Origin of the sequence: Polynucleobacter sp. AP-Elch-400A-B2 (assembly GCF_018688355.1) — a bacterium.
GTDB lineage: Bacteria > Pseudomonadota > Gammaproteobacteria > Burkholderiales > Burkholderiaceae > Polynucleobacter.
Map to the genome: position 1 here is coordinate 332,533 of NZ_CP061317.1, position 26,010 is coordinate 358,542.

A 26,010-nucleotide genomic window follows, 5' to 3' on the forward strand; every position below is an offset into this window, starting at 1 on the left:
CCTTAGCCGCGTGTTGAAGGAGATGCGTCGTACTGAGCCAGTACTTCTGCCAATTTCTTCTGACCAGAGGCAACATGAATTCCATCGCGAATCTTTTGATAGGTACCGCAGCGACAGAGATTGCCCATGGCACTATCAATATCAGCATCAGTAGGTTTCGGAATTCTTTTTAGTAGAGCGGCAGCAGCCATCACCTGTCCAGATTGGCAATAACCGCACTGGGGTACGTCAAGAGCAATCCAGGCTTGTTGCACGGGATGCGTATTGTTTTTAGAGAGCGCCTCAATGGTCGTAATTTTTGCTATACCCACTGCAGAGACAGGTAATGAGCAAGAGCGCACGGGTTCACCATTGAGGTAAACCGTACAAGCACCACACTGAGCCACGCCACATCCATACTTCGTTCCGGTAAGGCCAACTACTTCGCGAATAGCCCATAGCAAGGGCATAGTTGGCTCGACATCAATATTGTGAATCTTGCCATTAACTGATAGCTGCATAAGGATCTCCTCTACTGTTTTGAATCACTTTAAATGATTGTGGAAGATTTGGCACATCTGTAATTAGGTAAGGCGCAACAAATCCCTCGGCAGCATCATCTTTTCAGTATTGATGAGTAGATACCCTAATTAATATTTACTTTTTATGACAATGGTCAGCTTCGGGATTGCTGAGTCGCTACCAACCTTTTCTATTTAATGGTTTTTGCTAAGAACTAAAATTTCGCTATCAGTATTTTGTACCGCATCTAATTAAGGAGATTGACATGACGTAACTATCAAAAAGGAGTTTGTTATGTCACGTACATTAAGAAGAAAAAATCAGCAGCATGATTATGGTTGGGTCTTAATTGACTGGAGATCTCGTATCCCGGGAGTGCAATATCCACGCCATGATTCAAGATCAGCCTTAGGTCAAAAAGCGATTGCACGCTATCACTCTGACAGTCAGGTAACGATGGGTAGTACTGCACCGCGCTCGTATCGCAAGGCATATGATCATCGACTACGTACCCGAAATGACCGACAAATGAGAAAGTGGCTTCAGGATCCGGAATTTGACCCAGTTTTTGAGGTATACCATCGGCATGATGCGAATTACAGCTGGTGGTGATTTAGAGGGAGGGGGGGGTGGGTGACCCCCTAATTTAAGGATTTTTATGGCTAAATCCTACTTAATTTGTAATTATGAATACTTAAATATATAATTAAATATATATTTAATCGTGGAGAGATCATGGAAATCTTACTAACATCCTTAACGGCTTCTTTGACTGAGTTACGGGAGCCAAATAAGGTAATTGCTAGGGCCGGAAATAGTCCCGTTGCAATTCTCAATCGCAATGAGGCCATTGGATACTTTGTACCTAAAAGTGCTGTTTCGGACATTGAGCTCAAGCAAATTAGCGATGAGCAGGTAAGTGCATTCCTGCAGAATGATTTACATGAAATCAGTCATGTACTGGAGTATCTGAAGGATAAGTAAAGAGATGACTCAGTTCAACGTTCTCAGTACGACGCAAGTGATCGCTATTCATGACTCTATCATCGGCGCAAACGAGTTGCAGGGCTTGGCAAAAGATAAGTCCTTAGACGCAGTATTAGCCAGGGTTCACAATCGTTTGCAATATGGATTTATATCTGACTACTGTGATTTGGCTGCATGCTATGCAGTTTTTATAGCTAAGGGGCACTGTTTCAATGATGCCAATAAAAGAACTGCTGCCACCATTTTGTTTCTGATATTAAAAAGTAACGGTATTTCGATAAAGTTTTCTGGGCTGGCCTTAGGCGATTGGATTATCGAAGTTGCTACAGACAGAAAAACAGAAATTGAGTTGGCTGCCTGGCTGAGATCCCATAACTAAAAATTCTTAGCCTCCTGATTGCAAGCATCAGGCTTCAGAAGCTTAAAACTGAACTTCTCTGTAGTGTCGATACAGATTGGCAATCGATGCGAAGCCTAGAACCACGATCAGAGCAGCAAAAAGGTATTCAGTCGTCAGGTATGTAAACGTATCTGTTTGAATGGCTATTGCTGCCGCAATAAAGGCTGCAATCGCTCCGAAGACTACTAGTTTGAAGTTGGGGATAAAAGCGCCAAGCGTGATGGCAATAAATAGCAGGATGAGTTCAGAAACCAGTTCATCTGCAGTCTGAAAAATTTGATTGGTGAGCTCAGGGTTGGTCATCTTTCCTAAGACGGCCAGCATCAATATGCTGGCAAGTACTGCAAAGTTCAGTTTCGCTTTATTGAAAAAGGTTTTGAATTGATCATTCACAGCAGGCAGTCTTTGTTGGTGAAATATTTAGGGATTGGCACTACCGCTAAACACAAGGCTGATACCAATCCACAAGAGAATAAAAGCAATCAAGATCGTCAAGCCAAGCTTCTTGAGAAAGTATTCTAGGGTATCCATATAAGCTTCATCATTACGACCAAAGTATTGGTCAAAGCGTTTCCATACCAGGCGACCCACCACCAGTGGAAGTAGCATGGCAACAATGCCAAGAATAATAGTAAGAGTGTTATCCATGGGGTTTGTATTCTTTCTTGCTAATGTCTATTGAGTGCCGGTGAAGGTTGGATAGTCATATAGCATACAGGGATTGTCCGAGAGAATCGTTTTTCTAAGTTCTTGATCAGATACCCAAGACCCCAATAGATCACAGAGATCAGCATCGTGCGGCATTTGCTTTTTGACCATGACATGCGGCCAATCGCTACCCCAGATTAATCGATTGCTATTGGCCTTGATTACCTCATCATTGAATGCTCGCATATCCGCATAGGGCAAGTCCCCATCACAAATGCGGTAGGGACCAGTCATTTTGACCCAGGCCTTTTGCTCTCGTAGTAGTTCTAGTAAGCCTTGAAATCCGGGGTCATTCACACCATGTCTTGAGTGGGAATAGCCAAAGTGTCCAAATACCAAGTCCACTGGAAAGTTTGCAAATGTTGTGGCGAGATCGGGGTATTCATTGACGTGGGCGAGTAGCTCTAAGTGCCACCCAAAGGGTTTGATGCGTTTGGCGATTGCAGTGAACTCGTCAATCGGTAAACCTTTTGATTTATCGGCAACATCTACGACATTGCAACGAATGCCACGAACACCAGCGTGATGCATGGTTTCCAATTGCGCATCCGAGATCTTGGGGTCGATCACTGCAACCCCACGAAATTTGTTGGAGTTTGTAGAGAGTGCTGCGAGCATGGCCCGATTATCTGTGCCATACACGCTGGGCTGAACTAAGACGGCGCGATCAACACTCAGCATGCTCAATAAAGATTGAAATTGGCTCAGTGTGGCATCAGGCGGAGTGTAGATGCGCTCATCAGCATAAGGAAAATCTAGAGCTGGCCCACATATATGGGCATGACAATCTACCGCCCCAGCAGGAAATTGAATCTTCGGAGATCGAATTTCCGAATCTGGGGCTTGGCAAAGTGGTGCAGCGTGAGTGGAGTTCAATTTACTTTAGTTAGTTACTGAGGTTCAATGTTGGCGTCTTTAGCAATCTTCTGATACTTCGCCATTTCTTCGCGCACAAACTTACCGAACTCTTGCGGGCTCATGGGAGTTGCTTTAATACCTTTAGCCTCATAAGCAGTCTTCACTTCAGGAGATTGCATTGCCAAATTAATATCTTGATTAATCTTTTTCACAATCGCTGCTGGTGTGCCAGCCGGCGCCCAAACACCAAACCACAGACCAATTTCAAAGTTGGCATAACCCAGCTCGGCAATGCTCGGAATATCTGGCACGGCAGCATTACGCGCTTTGCTAGTAACCCCAAGCGCTCTCACTTTGCCACCCTTGAGTTGCCCGATAGCAGTATCGAGTGGCGCCATATAAAAAGCGGTACGTCCAGCCATCGTATCTTGAATGGCTTCTGGTGATCCTTTGTAAGGAACATGAATAAGCTTGATGGCCATCATTTGATTGAAGTACTCGGCAGCAAGGTGAGTCGAGCTGCCAACACCTGCAGATGCAAAAGTCACTTCACCAGGTTTAGACTTGGCCGCAATGACTAAATCACGAACAGACTGGTACGGACCGTCTGCGGAAGTAATTAAGACATAAGGTGTTTGCCCAAGAATATCGACATCCACTAAGCTCTTGAGTGGATCGTAAGGCAGCTTTTTATAAATGGCTGGATTGGCCGCGTATGAAGCGGATTGCACGAGCAGGGTATAGCCATCAGGTTCGGCACCCACCACTGCACCAGTGCCGATTAAGCCACCAGCACCAGGACGATTTTCAATAATGACGGATTGTTTCCAGGTTTCAGAAAGGCTTTTGGCAGTAATACGTCCCGCAATGTCAGCACCAGACCCAGTAGTGAGAGGCACAATCATCTTTACGGTCCGATTAGGATAGCTTTGCGCGTTTGCAGTTGTAGAAATCAGGTTGAGGCTAAGCCCTAAGCTGATGAATAAGCTCAACATCCAGTTGCGCTTAAGTAAACGAGGGGATTGCAATGTCTGTTGCATCATGTCTCCTGAGTATTTTTATAGTTTCATTGGATAATCTACCATGCTCCTTTCAAGATCTCCATGATCAAGATGGGATATATACAAATTGCTAAATCAGCCAGAAAGCAGAGACAAATGAGCCAAAAACTAGAAAAACAGATCATCAAGGTCAATGGGGTCAATATTGCCTATCGTTTTGATGGTCCTAGTGATGGTCATGTGGTGATGATGGCCAATAGCCTCATGTCGGATTGCAGTATGTGGGATTGGAACGTGCCTGCATTAAGTGATCGTTATCGAGTTCTCCGCTTTGATAAGCGTGGGCACGGTGACTCTGAAACAACTCCAGCGCCCTATAGCATTCCTCAATTGGCGGATGATGCGGTTGCCTTATTGGATGCCTTAAAGATTGATAAAGTACATTTCATTGGATTGTCGATGGGAGGCATGATTGGTCAGCAGTTAGGTGCTCGCTTTCCGGAACGTGTTTATTCTCTATCCCTCTGCGACACGGCCAGTGAAATGCCTCCACGTAGTTTGTGGGAGGAGCGTTTTGAACTTGCGCGCAAAGAAGGCATTGCCGGCTTGGTAGATGGCACGATTAAGCGTTGGTTTACCGCCCCATTTATTTCTCGCGCGCCTCAAGACATAGCCAAAGTGCGCGAGATGATTTTGGGCACTGGGGTTGAGGGTTATCTGGGGTGCGCAAGTGCAGTAAGGGATATGGCGCAAACTACTATGCTCTTAAAAATTAAGGCCCCAACATTGATTCTGACAGGGCGTCAGGATCCGGCCTGTACCGTGGACCAAGCCATTGTGCTCAATCGCATGATTGATGGCTCAAAGTTAGTCATATTGGAAGATGCAGCGCACTTATCTAATATTGAGCAACCAGAGGCATTTAACCGCACCATTAGGGACTTTATTGATACAGTGGATAATACTTTGTAGGAATGTATGTAAACACTAAAGCGCTATGCCAATGAAAAAAACAGATCTTTATAAAAACCTAGCTCTGGCAACTGCACAGCGCATGAAAAATGCTGCTAAGACGCCAAAGCCAGGTACGGCAGAGGGCATTGCTAAAACCAAAAAGGAGCTTGCTAGTAGCAATCCTATGCTCGCCTCTTTGATGGGCAAGACTAAGACAAAGTCAAAATAGATCGCCGCATTGCAATCCAAAAATCATTATCTTTTAGTTGATTTCTTAAAGACTTTCGCAGCTTTTGCGATTGTTCTTCACCATTTTTTGAACTATGGTCAGTTGGCTGAGGATGCTCGAAACTTTCTTCCAATAATGCTGACTTGGTTGTTTGAATATGGTCGTTTTGCTGTGCAGATTTTTTTGGTACTGGGTGGTTATTTGGCGGCTAAGTCAATCACGCGTGCAAAAGATTTAAAAAATCCACACATTCTCTTCAGGACAATTTTCAATCGTTACATACGATTATTCGCTCCTTATGTAGTGGCATTAATTATTACCATCATTTGCGCATGGCTTGCACGTTTTTGGGTTCAAGATGAATTTGTTGGAGAATCAGAAACATTGGGGCAATTTCTAGCGCATTTATTTTTCCTTCAGGGTATTTTAGGTTTAGATTCAATTTCTGCTGGCATCTGGTATGTGGGAATAGATTGGCAGCTATATGCCATCTTGGCGATCCTCTTAGGAATGTTTCCTGTCTTTAGATCCGCAATCTGGATTTTGGCTGTGTTCTGCGTTTTATCTTTGCTGTACTTTAATAGACATAGTGAATATGAAAATTATTTTATTTACTTCATGGGTCCTTATGGCTTAGGCGTTTTGGCGCAGCTTTGCAAAAATTATCCCGATCGATTGATTAACCGCCTCGCCAGCACGCTGATAATAGTAATTGGGGCAGCTATTGTGATTAGTAGTTTCCAGCAGATTTGGTTTCGCAATCTTTTGGCGTATGTTGTTGCGATTACGCTGATCTTTTGGGGTGATTGGGCGTACCTTGATCGATGGCGTGAAAAGAAAAATTCACAAATGCACAAGTTGGTGAATGCCATCTTATGGAGCAGCAGAAGGTCGTACTGCGTTTTTTTAATGCACTTCTGTTTTATTTTGCTGGCTAATACGATTTATATCAGCTGGGGCATGAGTCAACACCATGATGGCGCAATGGCGATCGTCCTAATATTTATTTCTATTATGGCAAGTTGGCAGGCCGCCAATTATCTCTATCGATGGGTAGAGCTACCATCTAGAAGAATTAAATTTTAAAGCCCCATTTCTTTTAAGACACGAAAGATTTCACGATAAGCCTTAGGAGGTTTATTGGTTTCCTTTTCTTTACGTGCATTCCGAATGAGGGTGCGCATATTCTGAATATCCATATCGGGATATTGCTCAATCATCTTCGTAAAGGTTTCATCATTGGCAATCAGGCGATCGCGATACGACTCCAGATGATGCAGCTTTGCAGTCTCTGCCTTGCTAACGCCTTGAATAGCATCTAAACGTTTCTGAATGGCATCCAATTCTTCCTCATCTAAAAAGCGCATTAGTTTGCCAAGGTATTGCTTATGACGACGAATCGCCTCAAAACTCTTAATCTTGTTGGTTTCAGCAATAGAGACCTTAATAGCCTCATCCATTGGAATGGTCTTCAAGGCATCGCTACTAAGCGCTGCTAAAACTTCGGCCAGTTTCTGGCGCTGAGTCATCAAGCGCTTTAGCTCGGATTTGCTGGGCCCCTCATCAAGATCATCTTTCTTGGGAGTGCGGTTCTTTTCATTGACATGCATGGGCGTATTTTAGACGGGTATTTGCCGTTTCTAGCTGAATCGCCCAATTTCTTCTTATTGGAAGATTTGGTAAATAATAGAGTTTATAAAAGGGCGTCTATATAACTAGAGATATGAGCACAACAAGCCATCAAAACACCTACGACTACATCATCATCGGCGCTGGCAGCGCAGGCTGCATGCTTGCCAAGCGCTTGACTGAAAATCCGGCTAAACGAGTGCTTTTGATTGAGGCCGGTAAAAACGATAACTACATCTGGATACACATACCAGTTGGCTACCTATATTGCATCGATAACCCAAGAGCGGATTGGCGTTTTAAGACTGCTGCTGAAAAAGGTTTAAACGGACGCTCACTGCTCTATCCACGCGGCCGTGTTTTGGGTGGCTGCTCATCTATCAACGGCATGATCTATATGCGCGGCCAAGAGGGCGATTACGCCTCTTGGGTGAAAGCAACTGGTGATGACTCTTGGTCTTGGCAAAACGCATTGCGTCGCTACAAATCATTTGAGGACTATCACGGTGCCGCTAATCAGTGGCATGGCAAAGGTGGTGAGTGGACTGTGTCTCAGCAGCGTTTGCGTTGGCCCATCATGGATGTTTTCAAAGAAGCTGCAGTAGAGGCGGGTATTCCGGCATCAGATGACTTTAACCAAGGTGATAATTTTGGAGTGGGTTACTTTGATGTGAGTCAGCGCAAAGGTTGGCGTCTCAATACTTCCAAAGCCTTCTTACGTGATGCTGCTAAGCGATCTAACCTCACTGTAGTTACTCAAGCGATGGTCAATAAATTATTGATTGATCCAAACTCTAAAAATTGCTACGGCGTTCAATATATTCAAGATGGCAAAACCATCGATGTGCATTGCACTGCTCTTGGTACCGCCAATCAAGGTGAAGTGATTTTGAGTGCAGGTGCCATTGGTAGTGTGCAGGTTCTAGAACGCTCGGGCGTTGGATCAGCTGCGCATCTGAATAAACTGGGTATCCCCGTCATTGCAGATTTACCAGGTGTTGGTGAAAATTTACAAGACCATTTGCAATTGCGCATGATCTACAAAGTGAATGGTATCAAGACTCTCAATACCAAAGCGAACTCCTTGCTTGGCAAGCTATTAATTGGTATGGAGTACGTGCTTAAGCGCTCTGGCCCGATGTCGATGGCTCCTTCGCAGCTGGGTGCATTTGCATACAGCTCACCAGATCAGCCCTCTGCCAATTTGGAGTATCACGTTCAACCGCTATCGCTGGAAAAGTTCGGTGATGATTTGCATTCCTTCAATGCAATTACTGCGAGCGTTTGTAACGTGCGCCCAACATCTCGTGGTAGTGTGCATATCAGCTCGATTGATCCAGAGGCACCGCCAGTGATTGCACCAAATTATTTATCTACTGATGAAGATCGCAAAGTTGCTGCCGACTCATTGCGCCTCACGCGCAAGATTGTGGAGAGCCCTGCGCTCAAGCCGTACACACCAGATGAGTACAAGCCGGGCAAGCAATATCAAAGCGATGAGGAACTTATCAAAGCTGCTGGCGATATTGGCACAACGATTTTCCATCCTGTAGGCACCTGCAAGATGGGGCGCGATGGTGATCCGATGGCAGTACTGGATACACAATTACGAGTTCGGGGCATTCATCATCTAAGGGTGGTGGATGCATCTGCTATGCCAACAATTACTTCAGGCAATACTGCAGCACCTACCATGATGATTGCGCAACGCGCTGTTGAACTGTTTACTGGTGAGTAGTTCAAAATCATCAGGCAGTTCGCAGTTGCATCCTGGGCTTCCTGCAAGCCACTTATTATTAGCGCTCGCCATTGTTGCTGTTTGGGGAACTAACTTTGTAGTGATCAAAGTTTCTCTTGAGAGCTTCCCACCATTTTTGTTCGCTGCTCTGCGATACATTTTTGCTTTATTGCCCGTAGTATTTTTTATGCCTAAACCCAAGGTCTCTTGGACTAACCTATGTATCTATGGTTTGGCAACTGGGGTGGGGCAGTTCGGCGTGATGTATTTCGCGATTGATGGGCGTATTTCTCCTGGGCTAGCATCACTGGTTATTCAGACGCAGGTATTTTTTACGATTGGCTTTGCGATGTTCTTCGCTAAAGAACGTCTGAGGCTTTATCAGGCAGTGGCCGTAGCGGTAGCAATGACGGGTTTGGTCATCATTGCATTGCACACCGATGCCACAACGACTTTCCTGGGTCTGGCCTTAGTCGTGTTTGCGGGTTTCTCTTGGGGGGTCGCTAATACAGTGAGTCGTAAGGCTGGCGCCATCAATATGCTGTCTTATGTGGTTTGGGCCAGCGCCTTCTCTATCCCTCCATTACTACTTGTTTCACTCATTTTTGAGGGTGGCGCCAGCCATTTATGGGAAATCACCCTAGTAGCACCTCTCGGAGCTTGGATTGGAGTGCTCTGGCAGGCATGGGCAAATACCCTGTTTGGCTATGCTGCTTGGGGCTGGCTACTGTCAAAGCATCCAGCAGCCGTAGTGGCCCCCGCCCCCCTGCTAGTACCTATCTTTGGAATGGGGGCATCAGCCTTTTTCTTGGGCGAGGCCTTGCCAAACTGGAAAATCATGGCTGCAGGCCTCGTAATTGCTGGTTTAGTGGTAAATCTTTTCTGGCCTGCATTGCGGGAGCGAAGTCGTCATTTTTTTTAAAACGACTTTTATCGCTAGGAGCTAATGTAAAACCCTAATACAAACCTCTTTTTTTGCCTCTACATTGACTGTAAGATGGCTATTCGCTTTAAGTTGTGTCCAAAAATAGAATTTATTTAATTAGCATTTTTAGTCATGGAGACTTTATGAATATTCGTCGTCACATTTTTGCAGTGGCTGCTGCTGCAATGTTATCAACCGGCGCTTATGCTGCCGATATCAAAGTAGGCGTAATTGGCCCGTTCACTGGCGGCTCAGCTTCAATGGGCGTGAGTATGCGTGATGGCGTGCGTTTAGCTGCGAAAGAAATTAACGCTGCTGGCGGCATTGACGGCAACAAGATTGTTTTAGTTGAGCGCGATGACGAAGCTAAAAACGAGCGTGGTGTACAAATTGCTCAAGAATTGATTAATAACGAAAAAGTAGCTGCTACTTTGGGTTACATCAACACTGGCGTGGCTTTGGCTTCCCAGCGTTTCTTCCAAGAGGCAAAGATCCCAGTCATCAACAACGTTGCTACTGGCACTTTGATTACTAAGCAATTCCCTAACGCTGCTGAGAACTATGTATTCCGTACCTCTGCTGCTGACAACATCCAGGCTCCAATGATCGCTAAAGAAGCGGTTGAGAAGCGTGGCTTGAAGAAAGTAGCTATCTTGGCTGACTCTACTAACTACGGTCAGTTAGGTCGTGAAGACTTAGAGAAAGCGCTCAAGACTTATGGCGTAACTCCAGTGACTACTGAAAAGTTCAACCTTGGTGACGTGGATATGACTTCACAGTTGCTCAAGGCAAAAAATGCGGGTGCAGAAGTTATTTTGACTTACGCAATCGGACCTGAGTTGGCACAAATTGCGAACGGTATGGCGAAGTTGGGTTGGAAAAAACCACTGATTGGTTCTTGGACATTATCTATGGCTAGCTTTATTGATACAGCTGGTAAGAACGGTAACGGCGCAACCATGCCAGAGACTTTCATTCAGAATCCCCCAACAACACCAAAGCGTAAAGCTTTCGTTGAGGCATACCTGAAAGATTTCAAGCCAAAGAACGGCATCATCGCTTCCCCAGTGTCAGCTGCTCAAGGTTACGATTCTGTATACCTCTTGGCAGCCGCTATCAAGCAAGCTAAGGGTACAGAAGGACCAAAGATCTTGGCCGCATTGCAAGACCTGAAAACCCCTATTGATGGCGTTGTAATGTCATATAACAAGCCATTTTCTGCAGCCGATCATGAAGCTATTAAAGCTAAAGACGTAGTGATGGGCATTGTTGAGGACGGTAAGGTTGAGTTCTTGAATGCTGAAGATGCTACAGCTAAGAAGAAGTAATCTTTCTTAGATTGGGTGCGGAAACTGAAATTTTCCGCACTGCAGCAATTAAAGAGTTATAAATAAGCAAAACGCCGCCTACAAAGCGGCGTTTTGCTTACAATGTCGAATCGTTCATAAAACAGTTTTAGAATTTTTTAGGTCTACATCATGGAAATGTTTGCACAAATCCTCTCCAGCGGTATAGCGGTCGGCATGATCTATGCGGTCATTGCTTTCGGCTTTCAGCTGACTTTTGCTACTTCTGGCACGTTGAATTTCGGTCAAGGCGAGGCCTTAATGTTGGGCGCCTTGGTTGGCCTTACCTGTGTTGACATGCTCGGTATGAACTACTGGCTCATGATTCCAATAGTCTGCCTTTTCGGAATGGTGCAAGGTGGCTTCGTTGAGCTGATTGGTGTGCGTCCTGCGATTAAGATTAAGTCTGAGTTCGGTTGGATTATGTCCACGATCGCACTGGGCATTATTTTCAAAAACGTCGCTGAAAATATTTGGGGACGTGATGCATTGCCATTTCCATCCCCGCTACCAATGGAGCCAATGGAATTCCTTGGGGCAAACATTTTGCCAATGGAAATCTTGGTTGTAGTTGGCGCCTTAGTCATGATGTTGTTAGTGGAGTTCTTTAACCGTAAAACAATTTACGGTAAAGCGGTTGTCGCAACAGCAAACGATCGCGATGCTGCTGGCTTAATGGGTATTAATACCAGTTTGGTAATTACCTTCTCATATGCACTTTCATCCTTAACTGCTGCCTTTGCGGGTGTACTGATTGCGCCGTTGACATTAACCGGCGCTGCTATGGGCGGCGCTTTGGGTTTAAAAGCATTTGCAGTGGCCATTATTGGCGGCCTCTCAAGTGGTATGGGAATCATTGTGGGTGGTTTGATTCTTGGAATTGTTGAGACTGCTACAGGCTTTTATATTTCTACTGGCTACAAAGACGTACCAGGCTTGATCTTGCTCTTATTAGTGCTTGCATTTAAGCCATCCGGTCTCTTTGGTAAAACTGCAATCAAGAAAGTTTAATAATGAAATCGAAGTCTCTATTACCTCTATTAATTGCAATTGTTGGCTTATTTAGCCTACCTTTATTTATCAGTAATCCGTACTACATTCACTTGATAGAAACGATTCTGATTTACACCATTCTCTTGTATGGCTTAGATATTGTGGTGGGTTACGTTGGTCAAGTTTCTTTGGGCCACGCTGCCTTGTTCGGAATTGGTTCGTACACCGCCGGTGTATTGTTTTTCCACTTCGGCACTCCAATTTGGCTGACCTTGCCAGCATCAATCGTTGTCACAGCGATCTTTGGCGGAATCTTGGCCCTGCCTGCACTAAAAGTGATTGGACCTTATTTAGCCATGGTGACCTTGGCATTTGGAACAATTGCCCAGATCTTAATTAACGAAATGACATGGCTCACAGAAGGCCCATTAGGAATCAAAATTCCTAAGCCTGATTTGATGGGCGCTCCCATGTCAAAGGCACAGTTTTTCTGGTTGGTCTGTATTGTTTTGATTGTTGCGATGGTGGTGGTTGACCGTTTTGTTAAATCCCAGATGGGCCGTGCTTTTGAGGCCTTACGTGATAGTCCGGTGGCTTGCGACTGTATGGGTGTCTCGGTTTATCGCTACAAAGTCATTGCGTTCGTAATTAGTGCTGGCTTTGCTGGCCTGGCTGGTTGCTTGTATGCCTACTCGGAGCAATATATCTCCCCAAATACCTACAACAATGAATTAGCTGTTCTCTTCTTGTTGGCAGTCATTATGGGTGGTCGTAAGTCTCGCTTGGGTGCATTACTAGGCGCGGCCATTATTGTTCTGCTACCTAAACTTCTCGACGATATTAATTTATTCCGTATTGTTGCTTCTACGATCGCGATCGTAGTTGCAGTTGGTGCGGCTATGGCCCTCTCCAAGAAAGTCACCACACCAAGACGCGTGATGGTGCCTTTGGCAGGAGTAGTTGGTCTAGCAGCATTCTCATTCTGGTTAGACAGAATCTCCGATTGGCGTTTGAGTATTTTCGGATTCATGATTTTGTTGGTGGTGTATTACCTTCAAAACGGTATCGTTGGTTTTGCGAAGAGCTTCTACCAATCCATCGTCGGTAAAACAGTCACCACCCGTGGTGAAAAAGCAGACGCAATTGATGATTCAATCAGCTTCATTAGCGCAGTCAACAATCAAAATGCAGGCACTGAGCTTCTTAAGGTTGACTCTGTGCTGATGCAGTTTGGCGGTTTGAAGGCCTTGAACAATGTGGATCTCAGCATCAAGCGCGGAACCATTCACGGCTTGATCGGACCAAACGGCTCCGGAAAGAGCACCATGATGAACGTCCTTACTGGTATCTATCAGCCTACGGCTGGTAACGTGCTGTATGCCGGTGAAAGCGTAGTTGGTCGCACTTCCTCTGATATTGCCTTGTCTGGTATCGCACGTACCTTCCAAAACGTTCAGCTATTCGGTGAAATGACTGCCATCCAAAATATTTTGGTTGGCTTGCATCACACCTTTAAATCCAATATGTTGGAGATTGCGCTGAACTTGCCACGCTACAAAAAGGAATCGCAAGAAGCACATGCCCGCGCGATGGCCTTATTGAAGTTTGTGGGCTTGGAAGATTTAGCGAATGAAGAGGCGCGTAATTTGCCATACGGTAAACAACGCTCTTTAGAGATTGCCCGCGCCTTGGCTTTGGATCCAGAGCTGCTCTTGTTGGATGAGCCAGCTGCTGGTTTGACAGCTCCGGATATTAAAGAACTCTTGCGCATTATTCGCAAGATCCGCGATAGCGGTATTACCTTCATCCTGATTGAGCATCATATGGATGTGGTGATGTCAGTCTGCGATACCGTCTCTGTATTGGACTTCGGTCAGAAGATTGCAGAAGGTAAACCAGCTGAAGTTCAGGCAGACGAGAAGGTGATTCATGCCTACTTGGGTACTTAATCACTAGAACCATATTGAATCGGTAAATACCATGTTATCTATTAAGAATCTTGAAGCAGGCTACGGCAAAGTAAAAGTTCTGCACGGCATCAATATTGATGTTCCTAAAGGGCAGGTCATTACTTTGATCGGGTCAAACGGCGCTGGTAAAACAACTACTATGCGTGCCATTACCGGCATGATTAAACCAACCAGCGGTGAAGTTACCCTGGGCGGCGAAAAAATTGATGGTTACGACTCTCATAAAATCGCACGTCTTGGTTTGGCGCATAGCCCAGAAGGTCGTCGTGTATTTACGACGATGTCTGTGAATGACAATCTCCTGTTGGGGGCATTTCCACGTTTTACAGGCAGCCGTCCAAAAGGCGACATTAAGAACGATCTCGAGAGATCTCTCGAAATGTTCCCGCGCTTAAAAGAGCGTCGCAATCAATTGGCTGGAACATTGTCAGGTGGTGAGCAGCAGATGTTGGCGATGGCCCGTGCCGTGATGCTCAATCCAGAGATCATTCTCTTAGATGAGCCTTCAATGGGCTTGGCACCAATTTTGGTTGAGGAAGTTTTCAGAATTATTTCTAATCTCAAATCACAAGGTGTGACGATGTTATTGGTTGAACAGTTCGCTGCGGCGGCTTTGAAGGTTGCAGATTACGGTTATGTTCTTGAGAACGGTAAGATTGCAACGCATGGCCCAGCTGATAAGTTAATGCATGATCCTGCTGTGAAAGCGGCTTACTTGGGTGGAGCTAGCAGCCACTAAGATTGGGCAGCACTATGTTATTCAAAAGCCCTCGAAAGAGGGCTTTTTCTATTGGTGACTAAACCAGCTCTTTAACTCTCTAGTTTTGAATTAGTAAGATAGCCTCACAGATTCAAACTTAGCATGCTTTTAATTAGCAGGCTAATAGCAATGATGAGGGAGAAGATCGAGAAAATGAGTTGGGTATGCGGCCCACTTAATTTTTTACCCACTAGCAGCCCAATCAATAGCCCGCCTAAGGCAGCAAGTGCAAAAGGCGCAGCAACGAAGATATTTAAGCTCCCGCTAACTGCCGAGAATATTGCCCCACCACCAGTGATGATGGCCAGCACTCCCAGCGAGGTGGCAACGATTGATTTGATAGGTAAGTCGGTATAACGCTTCAGTGCAGGCACGATGATAAAGCCACCACCAACACCCAATAGACCAGATAGGAAGCCTGCAATACTACCAGCGAGCATAAGGGCGCGAGCACAAGGCAGGGTCCACTGGAGTTTCCCAATAGTAGGGTTGATGAGGCAGGGCGGAGGCTTTCTATTTTCTTCTGGGATGCCCTTAATCTGATTGCGAGCCTGGCTTAACAAACGAATAGCAACAAATAACAAGATGAGGCTAAACAGAATCTGTAAGGGCGCATTCGGAATCTGAGGCGCAAGCCAAAGCCCTAGTGGCGATAGCGCTAAACCAAAGATCGCCATAAAACCTGCTGCTTTATAGCGCAAGATCTTATTTTTGAGACCCAGAATGGCGCCAATAGTAGAAGCTAGGGCAACTGCACATAGGGCAATTGGGGCTGCCTCTGTAATGGATAGCCCCAGAAAGAAAACTAAGAGGGGTACTGACAAAATTCCACCCCCTGCGCCAGTGAGACCCATGAGGATGCCAACTAGAGTGCCTAGTGCTGGGCTGATGAGCGTTGAGTAATCCATTGCAATTTATTTTATATTAATATAGTATATAAATATATATATTATTTAGGTACCCGAAAGAATCAATTGACGACAAAGCCCACCCCATTGATAAAAGACTTTTTTGACCCAGAAACCTGGACCTATACCTATGTGGTCTATGAGGATGAGGGAAGTCCATGCGTCATCATCGACTCTGTCTTGAACTATGACCCTAAATCAGGCAGGACTGGCACCAAGTCTGCTGATGAGGTGATTACCTTTATTAAGAAGCACCAGCTCCAAGTGGATTGGATCCTAGAGACCCATGCTCATGCAGACCATTTAACGGCTGCCCCTTATTTACAAAGTCACTTAGGTGGCAAGTTGGTGATCGGGGATCACATTACCAATGTGCAGGCGGTATTTAAAGACGTCTTTAATCTAGATGATCACTTTAAAACGGACGGCGCTCAATTTGATCGCTTGGTAAAAGAAGGCGAATCGCTTGCTTTCGGAAACCTCTCCTTAAAGGCGCTCTTTGTGCCGGGTCACACACCTGCTTGTATGGCTTATGAAATCGGCGATGCCATCTTTGTGGGCGATACCCTGTTTATGCCAGATGTAGGTACAGCTCGTTGTGATTTTCCTGGTGGTGATGCGAAGACGCTCTATCAATCTATTCAACAGATTTTGTCTTATCCTGACCAGACTAAGTTGTATATGTGCCATGACTATCCTCCAAATAATCGACCTGCAACTGGCGTGAGTACTGTTGCTGATGAAAAGGCAAATAATATTCATGTGCATGATGGGGTGACTGAAGTGCAATTTGTGGAAATGCGCACTACACGAGATAACACCTTAGAGATGCCAACACTCATCTTGCCTTCTATTCAGGTCAATATACGGGCTGGACATTTTCCTGATGCCGATAGCAATGGAGTCTCGTATTTAAAGATTCCTTTGAATGCGCTCTGATCAGAGAATAACCATGAATATGCCTATCTCCAAAGCAGAATTAAAGAAGATACAGTCATCCGCAGATGATGCCTGCAAGCTCATGAAGGTCCTATCAAACCGAGATCGGATGATGCTCTTATGTGAAATCGGTCAAGCAGAAAAATGTGTTGGTGAGTTAGAGGCGGCACTAGATTTGCATCAGCCTACTCTCTCGCAGCAACTTACCGTATTGCGTAAAGAAAAGCTGGTTAAAACGCGTAGAGAAGGAAAGCAAATTTATTACACCCTATCTAGTGAGGTTGCTGTCGCAGTGATGAGTTTGCTATACAAGCATTTCTGTAAGAAGTAATCATTCTTTAATCGTTTTCAAAGGGAGTTCAATATGAAATGTAACGTCGGCGGTATCGATCGTATTTTAAGAATCTCAGTAGGCATTGTGCTAGTTGCACTTGCAGCTAACGGTATCGTAGGTTGGTGGGGTTGGCTCGGACTCATCCCTATGGCTACTGGTATTTTCCGTTTCTGCCCAGCCTACTTATTACTGGGAAATAATTTTTGCTCTAAGTGAGCACCGCAAGTTTTGATTAAGACATATTGAGATCAAGTGACTCAATATGTCTTATTTTGTATTTAAGACGGTAGTTTTTTAGCATAGACACCGTGCAGCAGAAAGATAGCAAAGAAGACAATACCAATCATCCAGTGGGTTGCAATGACCCCATCCCGAATTTCTGTAGGGCCGTAGTACAACATGGCGCCCGATACTAATAAGAGGGCTAAAAAAGCCAATTGACTTAAGCCGCTCCATAGCTTTCTCTTGGACTTCAGGCCCGCTTTCAAATGAAAGGGTAAGACTGAGCCTAGAGCCATCGTAGCCAATATGGCAGCAATGCCGTGCCATGCCAATACTGAATGGGTTCCCAAGACAGCTCGTTCAATATGGAATTCATGACCAAGTAAATAAACTGTCCCAGTGAGGGAGCAACTCAATATACCGATTTGAACAAAGTGTTTTTGCCATACTGGCATCTTGCCAAGGCGATTTGTATTCTTCATAGGGATTGGGAATTGGGGATGCAGATTGCTTGGGCAGAAAAGTGACTTAAGCAAGGATGGTGAGTATTTCTGGAAATACTCACCACCTTAGTTAAGGCGTCTGCGTAGACACATCTAGTGGCGACTACTGAGTAAGACTCTGAAAACTCAATATGACCTTGATTCAGGGGGTTCACCATAAAGCTCTTTGAGCTGCTACTACGGTTTGCAAAGTAGAGACTGCTAGTGGCAATCGCACCTGCTGACATGCTACCAATCTGGATGAGTTCATGCGGTTTAGATGGATTGCGGATTTGAATAGCTTGAGATCGACCCCCGAATATGCGGATATCCCCGCCCGCGTTGACTGATCCAGCTTGGACGCCATTAGCAAGTAAAGCTTCAACGGCTTTATCTACTGCGTAGCCTTTGGCAATGCCGCCAAGATCAAGGCAAAGTGGTAGTGACGATCGAACCAAGGAGAGTTCAATAAATTGGAGATCTTCAATGCCTCCAAATGAGCAATCATTGAGGGTGTGATGCCTTGGGAGTAGGCCTGCCTCCACTAGACGATGACCAACTCCACAATTAAATACACCTTGGGATTGGAGGTAAACCTCTTTTGCAATCCTGAGAACTTCAGCTGTCCAAGGGTGAATCCGAACAGGTTTGAAATAGGATCTAGCATTGATCTGGGAAAGCTCGCTATCAGGATTATGAAAGCCCATCAAAGATTGCACTTTTTCAATAGCTAAAAAAGCCTCATCTAGTGCTTTTAATGGGGGTGATGGATCTTCAATCCTAATTTCTACGAAGGTGCCTAAAAGTGGCTTGCAACGAATCATTTTGCTTTTAGGCTTAAGGTCTGATTTTTTAAGGCGATCTCATATAAGACCGCAACCCGCTTTACGCCATCAGTCAGATGTTTACAGGAGAGAGTGGCGCCACCAATATTCTGGATATCTTGATTAAGTTTAATGGGGTCCGCAGCCGTCTTTCCGACAAACTGCTTACGCCAGTTGGCTTCTGCTACTTCGTATCCGTAAGATTCAACGTATTCTAGAATCTCAATTCCAGTTACTGCGCCCGATGGATTGAGTGCAACTGCGTAAGTAATCATTTCATGTTTACCGACTACCTCATCTACGATGAACCAGCTTCCGTCAGTCGCCCTCCAAATTCGGTCTCCTTGAAAGGGGTGTCGAATACTCGAAGCTGAGCGCATTTTGTCTTGCAGCTCATCGGTGATGATCATGGGATTTTTAACAAGCGATTTATTGGGTAGCAGTATCTTTTGAGCTTGTTCAATCGATACATAAATCTTGGCCTGTGCAATGATTGGTGCGGTTGTCATAGTTAAACCAATGATGAATAGGGGGTTAGGTTTCCAGTTCATATTTATTTCATTAGTTCAGAGGGAATCCAACTTTGACGATAAATTCATTCACTGAATGACTATCCCAAACACGCGCATTTGAGCATTCGGCTTCTCCACCACCCATACAGGTGCCACCTTTAAGTTGATAGCGCCAAGCACCCGTTACCCACCAGTCCTTAGCGGCGTAGTGCATATTGGGCCCCACAAAAGTGGCACGTTGGACTTGATTGCGTAAATTCAATTCTGAGTAGTCATTGTGGAAACGTGCCTCAACACCGGCAGACCATTTAGGTGCAAATCGATAGCTCGCGCCCACAAGGAAGTCGAGCATCGATTCTGGTACGTTGCCATTTTCAATAAACTTTAAGCGTTCATTCGCTACAACTACGTTACCTGCCAAAATTAAACGATCATCAATGAAATTCGATTGCAATAGTAGGCGCGCTTCAATTTCATTTTTATTTCTACCAATAGTTGGCTCTAAATAGAGACCGACACCAACGGGTGATGTCACTGGATTAGTAAGTCGATAAATTGCTTCTAGTGATCCACCCTCAATGCCACTTTTTCTGTAGGGAGTGGCTGGGTCATGGCTAGATGGCACCCCATACCCACCTGTACAGCTTGGGCTATCGCCACAAGCTTCTGAGTTGGTGTAATTCTGACTCGCGCTGGTGTAGTAGGAATTAATGTAGCCAGCAATTTGTAAATCATTGGTCAGACCGTACTCCAACTCGGTTCTAGCTGTCCACGCATCGTAGGTGCCGGCAGCTTGTTGTTTATTGAGTTGTAAGCGTTGTTCAAACTCGAGTTTTCCTTTGGGTTGCAGGTCGAGGGTGTAAATCCAACCAAATGCACCTTCGCCCGCATTGGCGAATGAGAAGTGCAGGGCTGTGGCTAAGAGGATGCTAAAGGCAACAAGTCTTTTGATAGTCATTTTCATGGTCTAGTGGGGTGGTCAATAAAAGTAAATGAGAATGATTCTCAATATACAGTAAATGAGAACAATTCTCAATTGAGAAATTGACCCTGCGCGCTTTGTTGTTGAGTTTTTGCCTGGGAATGCCCCCGAGCTTGTAAGATTTGGATCTATGGATTCAGAAGCCCTGGTGAAGCTGGTCACAATGAAGATGCCTTTCGGCAAACATGCTGGCCGTGCGCTTGCAGACTTGCCTAGCAATTATTTGGCGTGGTTTGCTCGTGAGGGATTTCCTAAGAGCGAGCTGGGCCAGTTGCTGGGGTTGATGCACACCCTAGACCATAATGGCTTACGCGGATTATTGGCCCCTATCCAACGAGCTCATGGAATTGCTCCTCGCAATCGCGAGCAATAAAGCTTTATTTAGAGCGCACTATTACTATGACGCGATTGCGTTCATAGATCACACTAGGTGAGTCTGGCGGGCTGCTCAGGAAGAGGGTGGCCTGCAATGCACTTTGCGCCTGAATTTCTTGCGCCAGCTTTTGAGCCAACCCTAGATTGCGGTCGTATTGAATCTGCACACTGCTAACCTTCCCCGCTTTGATGTTAGAGGCCAGTGCTAAAACCTTCTCACCCGAATACTGATCAAAAAAAACGGGATACCACCCACCCACCATAGGCCTGGCCTCCGAACTACTCTTTTCAGCTGATTTACTGGACTTACTTTCATTACCCTCTATCGGAAGGTGAAAGTCGATGCCGGTCTTTTGAATGAGTTCGGCATAGGAGATCGGTGCACTCATTTGTGCATCATCGGTGTTTTCGACCCAATAAGCCCAAGCTAATTTTTTGGCAGGATCGTATACCAGCTTGTAGAGATGACTCGGAATGGTGACCTTGCCTCTGCCAATGCTGCCGGCATGACCCACCGATCCAGTAAAGACAAAGACATCGCCTTGAACGCGCTTGATATACATCCTCGTGGACTCTTCAACTCGTTTAGCCCAGATGCCTTGATTGTTTTGCCGAGCTTGCGGCATCATATTTGCCAGGGAGAAGGACTGCGCCATTCCCCTCTCACTTGTCATGTCACCAGCTGGCACGTTGTGACCCCGGTCATATCCGCTGCCGCGATAGTCTGCCAGTACGGAGCGTTCATGTGCTGGGAGCCTGGCCTCTTCGTAGAACTGATTGGTGCGGCGAGGGTGTGGCTCCTGGAGTTGTTGGCTACTTAACCTCTCAACTGTATAAATGGGCTTTTTATCTGAAGGCGAGTAGTAGATCGCGAAATCATCAAAACAAAGGTCTCGCCCCACCTGTGTGGTGCTGGGTATTTGTTGATTTGGGAATAGATCCTGGCATTGATCGAAGAGAGCTGACGCGCTCAGTGGTAGCCAAATCAAGATTAATAAGAGGGGTTTGGCCAAGACTTTCATTACATATGAGTGTAGTGAGTGTTGTCATCAGGGGGCGAAGATTTTGCCCATACGTGGCGATCAAGCTAGCTCTAAGGCTGGTATTGATGAGTGCTTAGAACTCTTTTATCTGATATTTCATTTGAGCAAAACAAATTTCAACAGGCCAAGGCGTAACTTGAGCTCATGAACGAAAAAACACTACCGGTAGAAAATTTAGCCCATCAAAATACTAGATGTACGGGTCAGGCGTCTCTTTTGAAGAGCAAAAAAGGTAAAAAAATCGGAATTTAAGCACTTTTTTATTATATGAAATAAGTCCCCACTAACTTCTTTAAACTATTGAATTTAAATGGATAAATATCAAATCCTCAGGCTTTCATAGGGATCATCCGTATTTCAAGACCTATAAGTTATGAAAATCAGTTTCCTTATTCTTGACTTGATATAAGAACCTTTTTACAGTGACTCATGTTTTTTACTTATTGCAATGCAACATAAATCTGAGTGTTGATTTTTTGAGGGCTTGCAAGACTACGAATGATTAAATGTTTTTCTGCCAATTCGAGTGACACGCAACTAGCACAGCCAGCAACGGCTCACGCTAAGAATTTGCTCGCTCATGCTCTATCCCCTGTCTACAGGGTCATGAATGGTCTATTGATTGTGACCGTGTTCATGACCGTCGGACTCTGGCTTTCCGGTAACGGAACTCAAGCAGGTGCATTTGATTTAGCTCGAATCCTGGTTCCAGACGAAGCTCGCCATATAGTTTGGCAAAACGGTTTCGGCATGCTCGATCAGTATCAAGAAGCGACTGCTAAGGCATCTGCCGATGAAGAAATTGCCAATGTGCTTTACGGAAATACATTAGCTATGCCTGACAGTAGTTTATTTAGTGCTAAGCAACAAACAGTTGCCCTGTTGATGCCCTCAGTTGCGCATACCCAAGTAAAGCCGATCTCCCATTTGGCTGATCGCATTCCCACTTCAAAAATTGATCCTCAGGCGCTGGATTCAAAGTTGATGGTATCCATTCAAAATCAACGCGCAGTAGCTGACTTCTTTGAGAAGAAGTACAAGTTGGATCGCGCCAAGATCGAGGAATATGTATCCAATACTGTGTTGATTGCAAAGGAAGTCAATATTGACCCAGTACTCTTGCTTGCCGTGATTTCGGTAGAGTCCAACTTTAACCCCCTAATTAAGAGCCACGCTGGTGCTGAAGGCTTGATGCAGGTAATGACCGCGATTCATAAGGACAAGTACGCCTTGTATGGTGGCGCTTCTGATGCGGTAAAGCCTGAGGTGAATATTCGGGTAGGCGCTTATATATTGAAGTATTTGATTGCCACTAGCGGCTCATTGCGTAATGGCTTGAAATACTATGTTGGTGCTGCCAACGCAGAGAACGATGGCGGCTATACCGACAAGGTGATGGCGGAAAGAAATCGTTTGATTAGCTTGTGTCAGCCAGCAACGCCCAACAAATTCACTTTGAACGGTAAAGATTTACGCTCATAAGATCTACAGTTTTTCCCAAGAAAAAATAAAGGCCACTCAGTTTATTTAAACGAGTGGCCTTATTACTTGCGAATGCAGGGCGGATTAATTTACGCCATGAAGCTCCACATCAAATATCAGTGTTGCATTTGGGGGAATCACACCACCGGCACCACGTGGACCATAACCCATCTCAGATGGAATGATTAAGGTGCGCTTGCCACCAATTTTCATGCCTTGTACGCCTTCATCCCAGCCTTTGATAACATGGCCAGCGCCCAAAGGAAAACTAAACAGCTGGCCGCGGTCTAAGGAGCTATCAAATTTTTGACCTTTATGATCTGGCGCGTTTTCATCAAATAACCATCCGGTGTAATGCACGTCTACATGGTTGCCGGCAGTCGCTTCTTTACCATCGCCCACAACGGTATCTATTTTTTGGAGTTCGCTCACGTTTATCTTCCTCTTTGGCTGAAATTGAGGGGCTAGTATATTCTGAGCGTAACCTTTTTGTTCGAGCAAACTAACATGACAAACTTCTGGCCTCATTCTGCGTATAAAACCCTGACGGTGGGGTCTGATAAGCAACTGCTGGTAACTGATGATTTTCTGCGTACTTACTTACTACGCCCTGAGTTAAACCTCGTTCCTGAATCCTGTAATGTTGAGCGCGCCCTACATCAGCGTTTAAGTGAGAACCCCCGCGCAGTGATTGCCGATGAGGAAATTGCTGGCATGGCAGATTCCGATATTCAGGTGAACTACCAAGTGTGGCTCAGGTATCGGGCCAAGCTATTAGCCGCTAGTTCTTTAGAGAACTTTTACATGAGCTTGTTTAAGGGTGATGGCGTAGATGTACCGCCCTTATTTATTTCTCAATTAGCGCAAATATTTATTCGACATATTTTGGGGGAGGATTGCCATCCTTTGGATGCACGCATGGGTGAACTCTTCTTCCGGACTCAAAAGATTACTGTGTTGGAGGACGGTGTGGTGATGGGCGCAGATGATGAGGTCGTGACTCGCAATGCTCAGGCAGGGGAGACTGGCAATATCTTAGATCTGCTCAAAAGTAAGTCGATGTCTATGCGCTCGATCGACTTAGATGTCTTGCATGAAGAAAACGCGGAACTCTATTGGGATAAGAGCGAGGACTATGACTTTGCAGTGCAGTTGAACTTTGGTCAGCCGCCTATTAATCATTTTTGCCGCGTCCTCGAAAAATGGGTGCAGCACTTTTTAGGTGCACAAGTGCGTATTACGCCAATGCAGCAAATCTCCGATCCAAAATGGTCTTGGCATGTTGGCCTAGATGCTGCAGCGACAGATATCCTCAATAAGCTTTACAACAAAGAGACGGTTGACACCGACGAACTTGAGAAGGTGATTTGCTTATTCCGTTTGGACTTTATTGATGAGGCTGCAGTGACTCAAGCTCAGGCTGGAAAGCCGGTATACATGGGCATTGCCATGAATGATGAGAAGCAGCTCAAACTCAAACCGCAAAACCTGCTCTTCAATCTACCTTTAGCAAAAGCTTCTTAAGCGCTAGATGAGGCGCTAGTCTTCTTAAGATTAGCGCTCAGCCAAATCAAAGCACCAGCAGTGACGGCAACAGGAAGTAGCGATCCTAGATTGAGGATATTCCAGCCCTGAGAGGTAATCAGCGCTCCGGAGCCGAAGGAGGTGAAAGCCATAGTGCCAAACACAAAGAAGTTAATTGCTGCCTGAGCTTTGTCGCGCTCCTCTGGTCGGTATGCAGTCATCGCTAACGATGTGGAGCCGGTAAATAAAAAGTTCCAGCCAACGCCCAGCAAAAATAAGGCAATTAAAAATTGGTGGAAGTCGACACCGGTAAGTGCAATTGCAATACACAGGAGATTGAGTATGACTCCGACGCCCATGATCTTGAGTGTGCCAAAACGCTGAATGAGCGAGCCAGTAAAGAAACCGGGCGCGAACATGCCAATCACATGCCACTCTAAAACCATAGCCGTATCCGAAAACGGGAGTTCACAAATTTGCATGGCAAGTGGGGTGGCTGCCATCAGGAGGTTCATTACGCCGTAGCCCAAAGATGCGCCGATTACGGCAACTAGAAAGACCGGTTGTTGCAGAATGGTTTTAAGACTCCTGCCGGCTGAAAGTGAATGCTGCGTCTTGAACTCTTCTGGAAAGTGGATGAATTGCATCACGATGATCCCGATAAAGCCGGCTATCGAGAGAGTGAGGTAAGCGCCCAAAAAGGCGGTATCAAAGAAGTCTTTAGTCCATGAGGCAAGATTGGGGCCAATCACTGCGCCAAGAATCCCGCCAGCTAACACCCAAGAGACTGCCTTATCTCTCTGGCTAACCGCAGTCAACTCAGCCGCCGCAAATCGATAGAGCTGCCCATTGGCGCTGTAATAGCCTGCAATAAAGGTACCGAGCACCAGTAGCCAGAAGTTTTTGGAAACGGCGGCATAGGCGCATAGAAGGGCTGAAAAGACCGCTACCAGAAGACCTAACTGGAAAGAAATTTTGCGACCAAAGTAATTTTGGGTTTTGGCAACAATGGAGGTTGAGAAGGCGCCCCCGACAACGTAGCCCATCACGGGCAAGGTAGCCATCCAGGCGACTGGACTCAGACTGAGCCCAACTAGGCCATTAATGGCGATAAAGGTCACATTGTTGGTCAAAAACAAGCCCTGGCAAAGAATCAGCAGCACGAGGTTTTTATTGAGTAAAGGGTGCTTGTTCGTCATGCATTGCAGTTTACGATGTTAGTCAGTGCAGGCTGGGCATGGTGGATTCCCTTAAATTGGGCAATTGAACCAATTTGCTGCCTAAAACCCCTGAAATTGCTGGGGTCGATGATTTAAAATAGATTTCTCGGTCCAGTGCGTGAAATTACACCCAAGATAGCCAAAAGCGCCTGAAGTGTTGTGTG

Annotated in this window: 32 protein-coding genes; 18 read left to right on the forward strand and 14 right to left on the reverse strand. The window is 45.5% G+C overall.

The window, feature by feature from the left end:
• Window positions 1-2: 2 nt before the first annotated feature.
• On the reverse strand, window positions 3-500 hold the full coding sequence (locus FD977_RS01765) for a (2Fe-2S)-binding protein (RefSeq protein ID WP_215305877.1): 498 nt from the start codon (window positions 498-500) through the stop codon (window positions 3-5).
• A gap of 295 nt (window positions 501-795) precedes the next feature.
• On the opposite strand from FD977_RS01765, the gene FD977_RS01770 reads away from it, so the two are divergent.
• The 3 genes from FD977_RS01770 (at window position 796) to FD977_RS01780 (ending at window position 1,867) form a co-directional block, all read left to right on the forward strand.
• Window positions 796-1,113, forward strand: coding sequence for a hypothetical protein (locus FD977_RS01770; RefSeq protein WP_215305878.1), 318 nt, complete (start codon window positions 796-798; stop codon window positions 1,111-1,113).
• Between the two features lie 123 nt (window positions 1,114-1,236).
• Window positions 1,237-1,485 (forward strand): hypothetical protein, encoded by a 249-nt coding sequence (locus tag FD977_RS01775; RefSeq protein WP_215305879.1) that lies wholly within the window; start codon window positions 1,237-1,239, stop codon window positions 1,483-1,485.
• A 4-nt stretch (window positions 1,486-1,489) separates the two neighbouring features.
• Complete coding sequence (locus FD977_RS01780) at window positions 1,490-1,867, forward strand: type II toxin-antitoxin system death-on-curing family toxin (protein ID WP_215305880.1); 378 nt, start codon at window positions 1,490-1,492, stop codon at window positions 1,865-1,867.
• Between the two features lie 42 nt (window positions 1,868-1,909).
• Here the strand turns inward: FD977_RS01780 and FD977_RS01785 are convergent, their stop codons facing one another.
• Genes FD977_RS01785 through FD977_RS01800 form a run of 4 tightly spaced genes read right to left on the reverse strand, consistent with a single transcriptional unit; the run spans window position 1,910 to window position 4,497 of the window.
• Complete coding sequence (locus FD977_RS01785) at window positions 1,910-2,281, reverse strand: hypothetical protein (protein WP_215305881.1); 372 nt, start codon at window positions 2,279-2,281, stop codon at window positions 1,910-1,912.
• 27 nt (window positions 2,282-2,308) lie between these two features.
• Entirely contained in the window at window positions 2,309-2,536 is a 228-nt protein-coding gene (locus FD977_RS01790; protein WP_215305882.1) for a hypothetical protein, read from the reverse strand.
• A 27-nt stretch (window positions 2,537-2,563) separates the two neighbouring features.
• On the reverse strand, window positions 2,564-3,472 hold the full coding sequence (locus tag FD977_RS01795; RefSeq protein WP_215305883.1) for an amidohydrolase family protein: 909 nt from the start codon (window positions 3,470-3,472) through the stop codon (window positions 2,564-2,566).
• Between the two features lie 14 nt (window positions 3,473-3,486).
• Window positions 3,487-4,497 carry a tripartite tricarboxylate transporter substrate binding protein gene (locus tag FD977_RS01800; protein ID WP_215305884.1) on the reverse strand — a complete coding sequence of 337 codons (1,011 nt, stop codon included), beginning with the start codon at window positions 4,495-4,497 and terminating at the stop codon, window positions 3,487-3,489.
• Window positions 4,498-4,611: 114 nt separating this feature from the next.
• Here FD977_RS01800 and pcaD point away from each other — a divergent pair, with 114 nt between their 5' ends.
• The 3 genes from pcaD to FD977_RS01815 are packed head-to-tail and all read left to right on the forward strand — an operon-like array spanning window position 4,612 to window position 6,724.
• Window positions 4,612-5,427: a 3-oxoadipate enol-lactonase gene (gene pcaD / locus FD977_RS01805; RefSeq protein ID WP_215305885.1), complete on the forward strand. Its 816-nt coding sequence runs from the start codon at window positions 4,612-4,614 to the stop codon at window positions 5,425-5,427.
• 31 nt (window positions 5,428-5,458) lie between these two features.
• Window positions 5,459-5,638 carry a hypothetical protein gene (locus FD977_RS01810; RefSeq protein WP_215305886.1) on the forward strand — a complete coding sequence of 60 codons (180 nt, stop codon included), beginning with the start codon at window positions 5,459-5,461 and terminating at the stop codon, window positions 5,636-5,638.
• Window positions 5,639-5,647: 9 nt separating this feature from the next.
• A complete protein-coding gene (locus FD977_RS01815; RefSeq protein WP_215305887.1) occupies window positions 5,648-6,724 on the forward strand; it encodes an acyltransferase in 1,077 nt (358 codons plus the stop codon).
• On the opposite strand, the gene yjgA is transcribed toward FD977_RS01815, so the two are convergent.
• The gene (gene yjgA / locus FD977_RS01820; protein WP_215305888.1) at window positions 6,721-7,248 is read right to left on the reverse strand and encodes a ribosome biogenesis factor YjgA; all 528 of its coding nucleotides are present in this window, start codon (window positions 7,246-7,248) and stop codon (window positions 6,721-6,723) included. The two genes, FD977_RS01815 and yjgA, sit on opposite strands and share 4 nt — an antisense overlap.
• Before the next feature lie 113 nt (window positions 7,249-7,361).
• Between yjgA and FD977_RS01825 the strand changes: the two genes are divergently transcribed.
• The 6 genes from FD977_RS01825 to FD977_RS01850 all read left to right on the forward strand — a co-directional run bounded on the left by FD977_RS01825 (window position 7,362) and on the right by FD977_RS01850 (window position 14,978).
• A complete protein-coding gene (locus FD977_RS01825) occupies window positions 7,362-9,005 on the forward strand; it encodes a GMC family oxidoreductase (RefSeq protein ID WP_215305889.1) in 1,644 nt (547 codons plus the stop codon).
• Window positions 8,998-9,927, forward strand: coding sequence for an EamA family transporter (locus tag FD977_RS01830; protein ID WP_251369512.1), 930 nt, complete (start codon window positions 8,998-9,000; stop codon window positions 9,925-9,927). Before FD977_RS01825 ends, FD977_RS01830 begins: the two co-directional genes overlap by 8 nt.
• A 146-nt stretch (window positions 9,928-10,073) precedes the next feature.
• Window positions 10,074-11,258, forward strand: a complete 1,185-nt coding sequence (locus tag FD977_RS01835) for an ABC transporter substrate-binding protein (protein ID WP_215305890.1) — start codon at window positions 10,074-10,076, stop codon at window positions 11,256-11,258.
• A gap of 150 nt (window positions 11,259-11,408) precedes the next feature.
• Window positions 11,409-12,287, forward strand: coding sequence for a branched-chain amino acid ABC transporter permease (locus FD977_RS01840; protein ID WP_215305891.1), 879 nt, complete (start codon window positions 11,409-11,411; stop codon window positions 12,285-12,287).
• Window positions 12,288-12,289: 2 nt separating this feature from the next.
• On the forward strand, window positions 12,290-14,218 hold the full coding sequence (locus tag FD977_RS01845) for an ATP-binding cassette domain-containing protein (protein WP_215305892.1): 1,929 nt from the start codon (window positions 12,290-12,292) through the stop codon (window positions 14,216-14,218).
• 31 nt (window positions 14,219-14,249) lie between these two features.
• Entirely contained in the window at window positions 14,250-14,978 is a 729-nt protein-coding gene (locus FD977_RS01850; protein ID WP_215305893.1) for an ABC transporter ATP-binding protein, read from the forward strand.
• Window positions 14,979-15,082: 104 nt separating this feature from the next.
• On the opposite strand, the gene FD977_RS01855 is transcribed toward FD977_RS01850, so the two are convergent.
• Complete coding sequence (locus tag FD977_RS01855) at window positions 15,083-15,907, reverse strand: sulfite exporter TauE/SafE family protein (protein WP_215305894.1); 825 nt, start codon at window positions 15,905-15,907, stop codon at window positions 15,083-15,085.
• A gap of 66 nt (window positions 15,908-15,973) precedes the next feature.
• On the opposite strand from FD977_RS01855, the gene FD977_RS01860 reads away from it, so the two are divergent.
• From FD977_RS01860 to FD977_RS01870, 3 genes are read left to right on the forward strand one after another with little or no spacing between them, the layout of a single operon-like run.
• Window positions 15,974-16,846, forward strand: coding sequence for an MBL fold metallo-hydrolase (locus FD977_RS01860; protein ID WP_215305895.1), 873 nt, complete (start codon window positions 15,974-15,976; stop codon window positions 16,844-16,846).
• A 13-nt stretch (window positions 16,847-16,859) separates the two neighbouring features.
• Complete coding sequence (locus FD977_RS01865; RefSeq protein WP_371743114.1) at window positions 16,860-17,177, forward strand: metalloregulator ArsR/SmtB family transcription factor; 318 nt, start codon at window positions 16,860-16,862, stop codon at window positions 17,175-17,177.
• Between the two features lie 33 nt (window positions 17,178-17,210).
• The gene (locus tag FD977_RS01870) at window positions 17,211-17,396 is read left to right on the forward strand and encodes a DUF2892 domain-containing protein (RefSeq protein ID WP_215305896.1); all 186 of its coding nucleotides are present in this window, start codon (window positions 17,211-17,213) and stop codon (window positions 17,394-17,396) included.
• Between the two features lie 62 nt (window positions 17,397-17,458).
• Here the strand turns inward: FD977_RS01870 and FD977_RS01875 are convergent, their stop codons facing one another.
• From FD977_RS01875 to FD977_RS01890, 4 genes are read right to left on the reverse strand one after another with little or no spacing between them, the layout of a single operon-like run.
• Window positions 17,459-17,884 carry a hypothetical protein gene (locus tag FD977_RS01875; RefSeq protein WP_215305897.1) on the reverse strand — a complete coding sequence of 142 codons (426 nt, stop codon included), beginning with the start codon at window positions 17,882-17,884 and terminating at the stop codon, window positions 17,459-17,461.
• A complete protein-coding gene (locus FD977_RS01880) occupies window positions 17,881-18,708 on the reverse strand; it encodes an FAD:protein FMN transferase (RefSeq protein ID WP_215305898.1) in 828 nt (275 codons plus the stop codon). The genes FD977_RS01875 and FD977_RS01880 overlap by 4 nt, the downstream gene beginning before the upstream one ends.
• Window positions 18,705-19,259 (reverse strand): FMN-binding protein, encoded by a 555-nt coding sequence (locus FD977_RS01885; RefSeq protein ID WP_215305899.1) that lies wholly within the window; start codon window positions 19,257-19,259, stop codon window positions 18,705-18,707. The genes FD977_RS01880 and FD977_RS01885 overlap by 4 nt, the downstream gene beginning before the upstream one ends.
• Window positions 19,260-19,269: 10 nt before the next feature.
• Window positions 19,270-20,178, reverse strand: a complete 909-nt coding sequence (locus FD977_RS01890; RefSeq protein WP_251369513.1) for a DUF6662 family protein — start codon at window positions 20,176-20,178, stop codon at window positions 19,270-19,272.
• Window positions 20,179-20,332: 154 nt separating this feature from the next.
• On the opposite strand from FD977_RS01890, the gene FD977_RS01895 reads away from it, so the two are divergent.
• Entirely contained in the window at window positions 20,333-20,575 is a 243-nt protein-coding gene (locus FD977_RS01895) for a DUF3820 family protein (protein WP_215305901.1), read from the forward strand.
• Between the two features lie 4 nt (window positions 20,576-20,579).
• Here FD977_RS01895 and FD977_RS01900 read toward each other — a convergent pair whose 3' ends face one another.
• Entirely contained in the window at window positions 20,580-21,599 is a 1,020-nt protein-coding gene (locus FD977_RS01900) for a DNA/RNA non-specific endonuclease (RefSeq protein ID WP_215305902.1), read from the reverse strand.
• 519 nt (window positions 21,600-22,118) lie between these two features.
• Here FD977_RS01900 and FD977_RS01905 point away from each other — a divergent pair.
• Window positions 22,119-23,102: a transglycosylase SLT domain-containing protein gene (locus FD977_RS01905; protein ID WP_215305903.1), complete on the forward strand. Its 984-nt coding sequence runs from the start codon at window positions 22,119-22,121 to the stop codon at window positions 23,100-23,102.
• Window positions 23,103-23,186: 84 nt separating this feature from the next.
• Here the strand turns inward: FD977_RS01905 and FD977_RS01910 are convergent, their stop codons facing one another.
• A complete protein-coding gene (locus tag FD977_RS01910; protein ID WP_215305904.1) occupies window positions 23,187-23,534 on the reverse strand; it encodes an FKBP-type peptidyl-prolyl cis-trans isomerase in 348 nt (115 codons plus the stop codon).
• A gap of 75 nt (window positions 23,535-23,609) precedes the next feature.
• Between FD977_RS01910 and FD977_RS01915 the strand changes: the two genes are divergently transcribed.
• Complete coding sequence (locus tag FD977_RS01915; RefSeq protein ID WP_215305905.1) at window positions 23,610-24,626, forward strand: DUF6352 family protein; 1,017 nt, start codon at window positions 23,610-23,612, stop codon at window positions 24,624-24,626.
• On the opposite strand, the gene FD977_RS01920 is transcribed toward FD977_RS01915, so the two are convergent.
• Window positions 24,623-25,825 (reverse strand): MFS transporter, encoded by a 1,203-nt coding sequence (locus tag FD977_RS01920; RefSeq protein WP_215305906.1) that lies wholly within the window; start codon window positions 25,823-25,825, stop codon window positions 24,623-24,625. The two genes, FD977_RS01915 and FD977_RS01920, sit on opposite strands and share 4 nt — an antisense overlap.
• Window positions 25,826-26,010: the final 185 nt, after the last annotated feature.

Bases quoted from the DNA above. Each gene is read 5' to 3' on its own strand.
- FD977_RS01765 (WP_215305877.1), bottom strand. From the start codon at position 500: ATGCAGCTATCAGTTAATGGCAAGATTCACAATATTGATGTCGAGCCA.
- FD977_RS01770 (WP_215305878.1), top strand. From the start codon at position 796: ATGTCACGTACATTAAGAAGAAAAAATCAGCAGCATGATTATGGTTGG.
- FD977_RS01895 (WP_215305901.1), top strand. From the start codon at position 20,333: ATGGATTCAGAAGCCCTGGTGAAGCTGGTCACAATGAAGATGCCTTTC.
- FD977_RS01915 (WP_215305905.1), top strand. From the start codon at position 23,610: ATGACAAACTTCTGGCCTCATTCTGCGTATAAAACCCTGACGGTGGGG.
- yjgA (WP_215305888.1), bottom strand. From the start codon at position 7,248: ATGCATGTCAATGAAAAGAACCGCACTCCCAAGAAAGATGATCTTGAT.
- FD977_RS01845 (WP_215305892.1), top strand. From the start codon at position 12,290: ATGAAATCGAAGTCTCTATTACCTCTATTAATTGCAATTGTTGGCTTA.
- FD977_RS01825 (WP_215305889.1), top strand. From the start codon at position 7,362: ATGAGCACAACAAGCCATCAAAACACCTACGACTACATCATCATCGGC.
- pcaD (WP_215305885.1), top strand. From the start codon at position 4,612: ATGAGCCAAAAACTAGAAAAACAGATCATCAAGGTCAATGGGGTCAAT.
- FD977_RS01775 (WP_215305879.1), top strand. From the start codon at position 1,237: ATGGAAATCTTACTAACATCCTTAACGGCTTCTTTGACTGAGTTACGG.
- FD977_RS01880 (WP_215305898.1), bottom strand. From the start codon at position 18,708: ATGATTCGTTGCAAGCCACTTTTAGGCACCTTCGTAGAAATTAGGATT.
- FD977_RS01800 (WP_215305884.1), bottom strand. From the start codon at position 4,497: ATGATGCAACAGACATTGCAATCCCCTCGTTTACTTAAGCGCAACTGG.
- FD977_RS01900 (WP_215305902.1), bottom strand. From the start codon at position 21,599: ATGAAAGTCTTGGCCAAACCCCTCTTATTAATCTTGATTTGGCTACCA.
- FD977_RS01890 (WP_251369513.1), bottom strand. From the start codon at position 20,178: ATGACTATCAAAAGACTTGTTGCCTTTAGCATCCTCTTAGCCACAGCC.
- FD977_RS01780 (WP_215305880.1), top strand. From the start codon at position 1,490: ATGACTCAGTTCAACGTTCTCAGTACGACGCAAGTGATCGCTATTCAT.
- FD977_RS01840 (WP_215305891.1), top strand. From the start codon at position 11,409: ATGGAAATGTTTGCACAAATCCTCTCCAGCGGTATAGCGGTCGGCATG.
- FD977_RS01870 (WP_215305896.1), top strand. From the start codon at position 17,211: ATGAAATGTAACGTCGGCGGTATCGATCGTATTTTAAGAATCTCAGTA.
- FD977_RS01855 (WP_215305894.1), bottom strand. From the start codon at position 15,907: ATGGATTACTCAACGCTCATCAGCCCAGCACTAGGCACTCTAGTTGGC.
- FD977_RS01875 (WP_215305897.1), bottom strand. From the start codon at position 17,884: ATGAAGAATACAAATCGCCTTGGCAAGATGCCAGTATGGCAAAAACAC.
- FD977_RS01835 (WP_215305890.1), top strand. From the start codon at position 10,074: ATGAATATTCGTCGTCACATTTTTGCAGTGGCTGCTGCTGCAATGTTA.
- FD977_RS01920 (WP_215305906.1), bottom strand. From the start codon at position 25,825: ATGACGAACAAGCACCCTTTACTCAATAAAAACCTCGTGCTGCTGATT.
- FD977_RS01885 (WP_215305899.1), bottom strand. From the start codon at position 19,259: ATGAACTGGAAACCTAACCCCCTATTCATCATTGGTTTAACTATGACA.
- FD977_RS01790 (WP_215305882.1), bottom strand. From the start codon at position 2,536: ATGGATAACACTCTTACTATTATTCTTGGCATTGTTGCCATGCTACTT.
- FD977_RS01810 (WP_215305886.1), top strand. From the start codon at position 5,459: ATGAAAAAAACAGATCTTTATAAAAACCTAGCTCTGGCAACTGCACAG.
- FD977_RS01865 (WP_371743114.1), top strand. From the start codon at position 16,860: ATGAATATGCCTATCTCCAAAGCAGAATTAAAGAAGATACAGTCATCC.
- FD977_RS01850 (WP_215305893.1), top strand. From the start codon at position 14,250: ATGTTATCTATTAAGAATCTTGAAGCAGGCTACGGCAAAGTAAAAGTT.
- FD977_RS01905 (WP_215305903.1), top strand. From the start codon at position 22,119: ATGATTAAATGTTTTTCTGCCAATTCGAGTGACACGCAACTAGCACAG.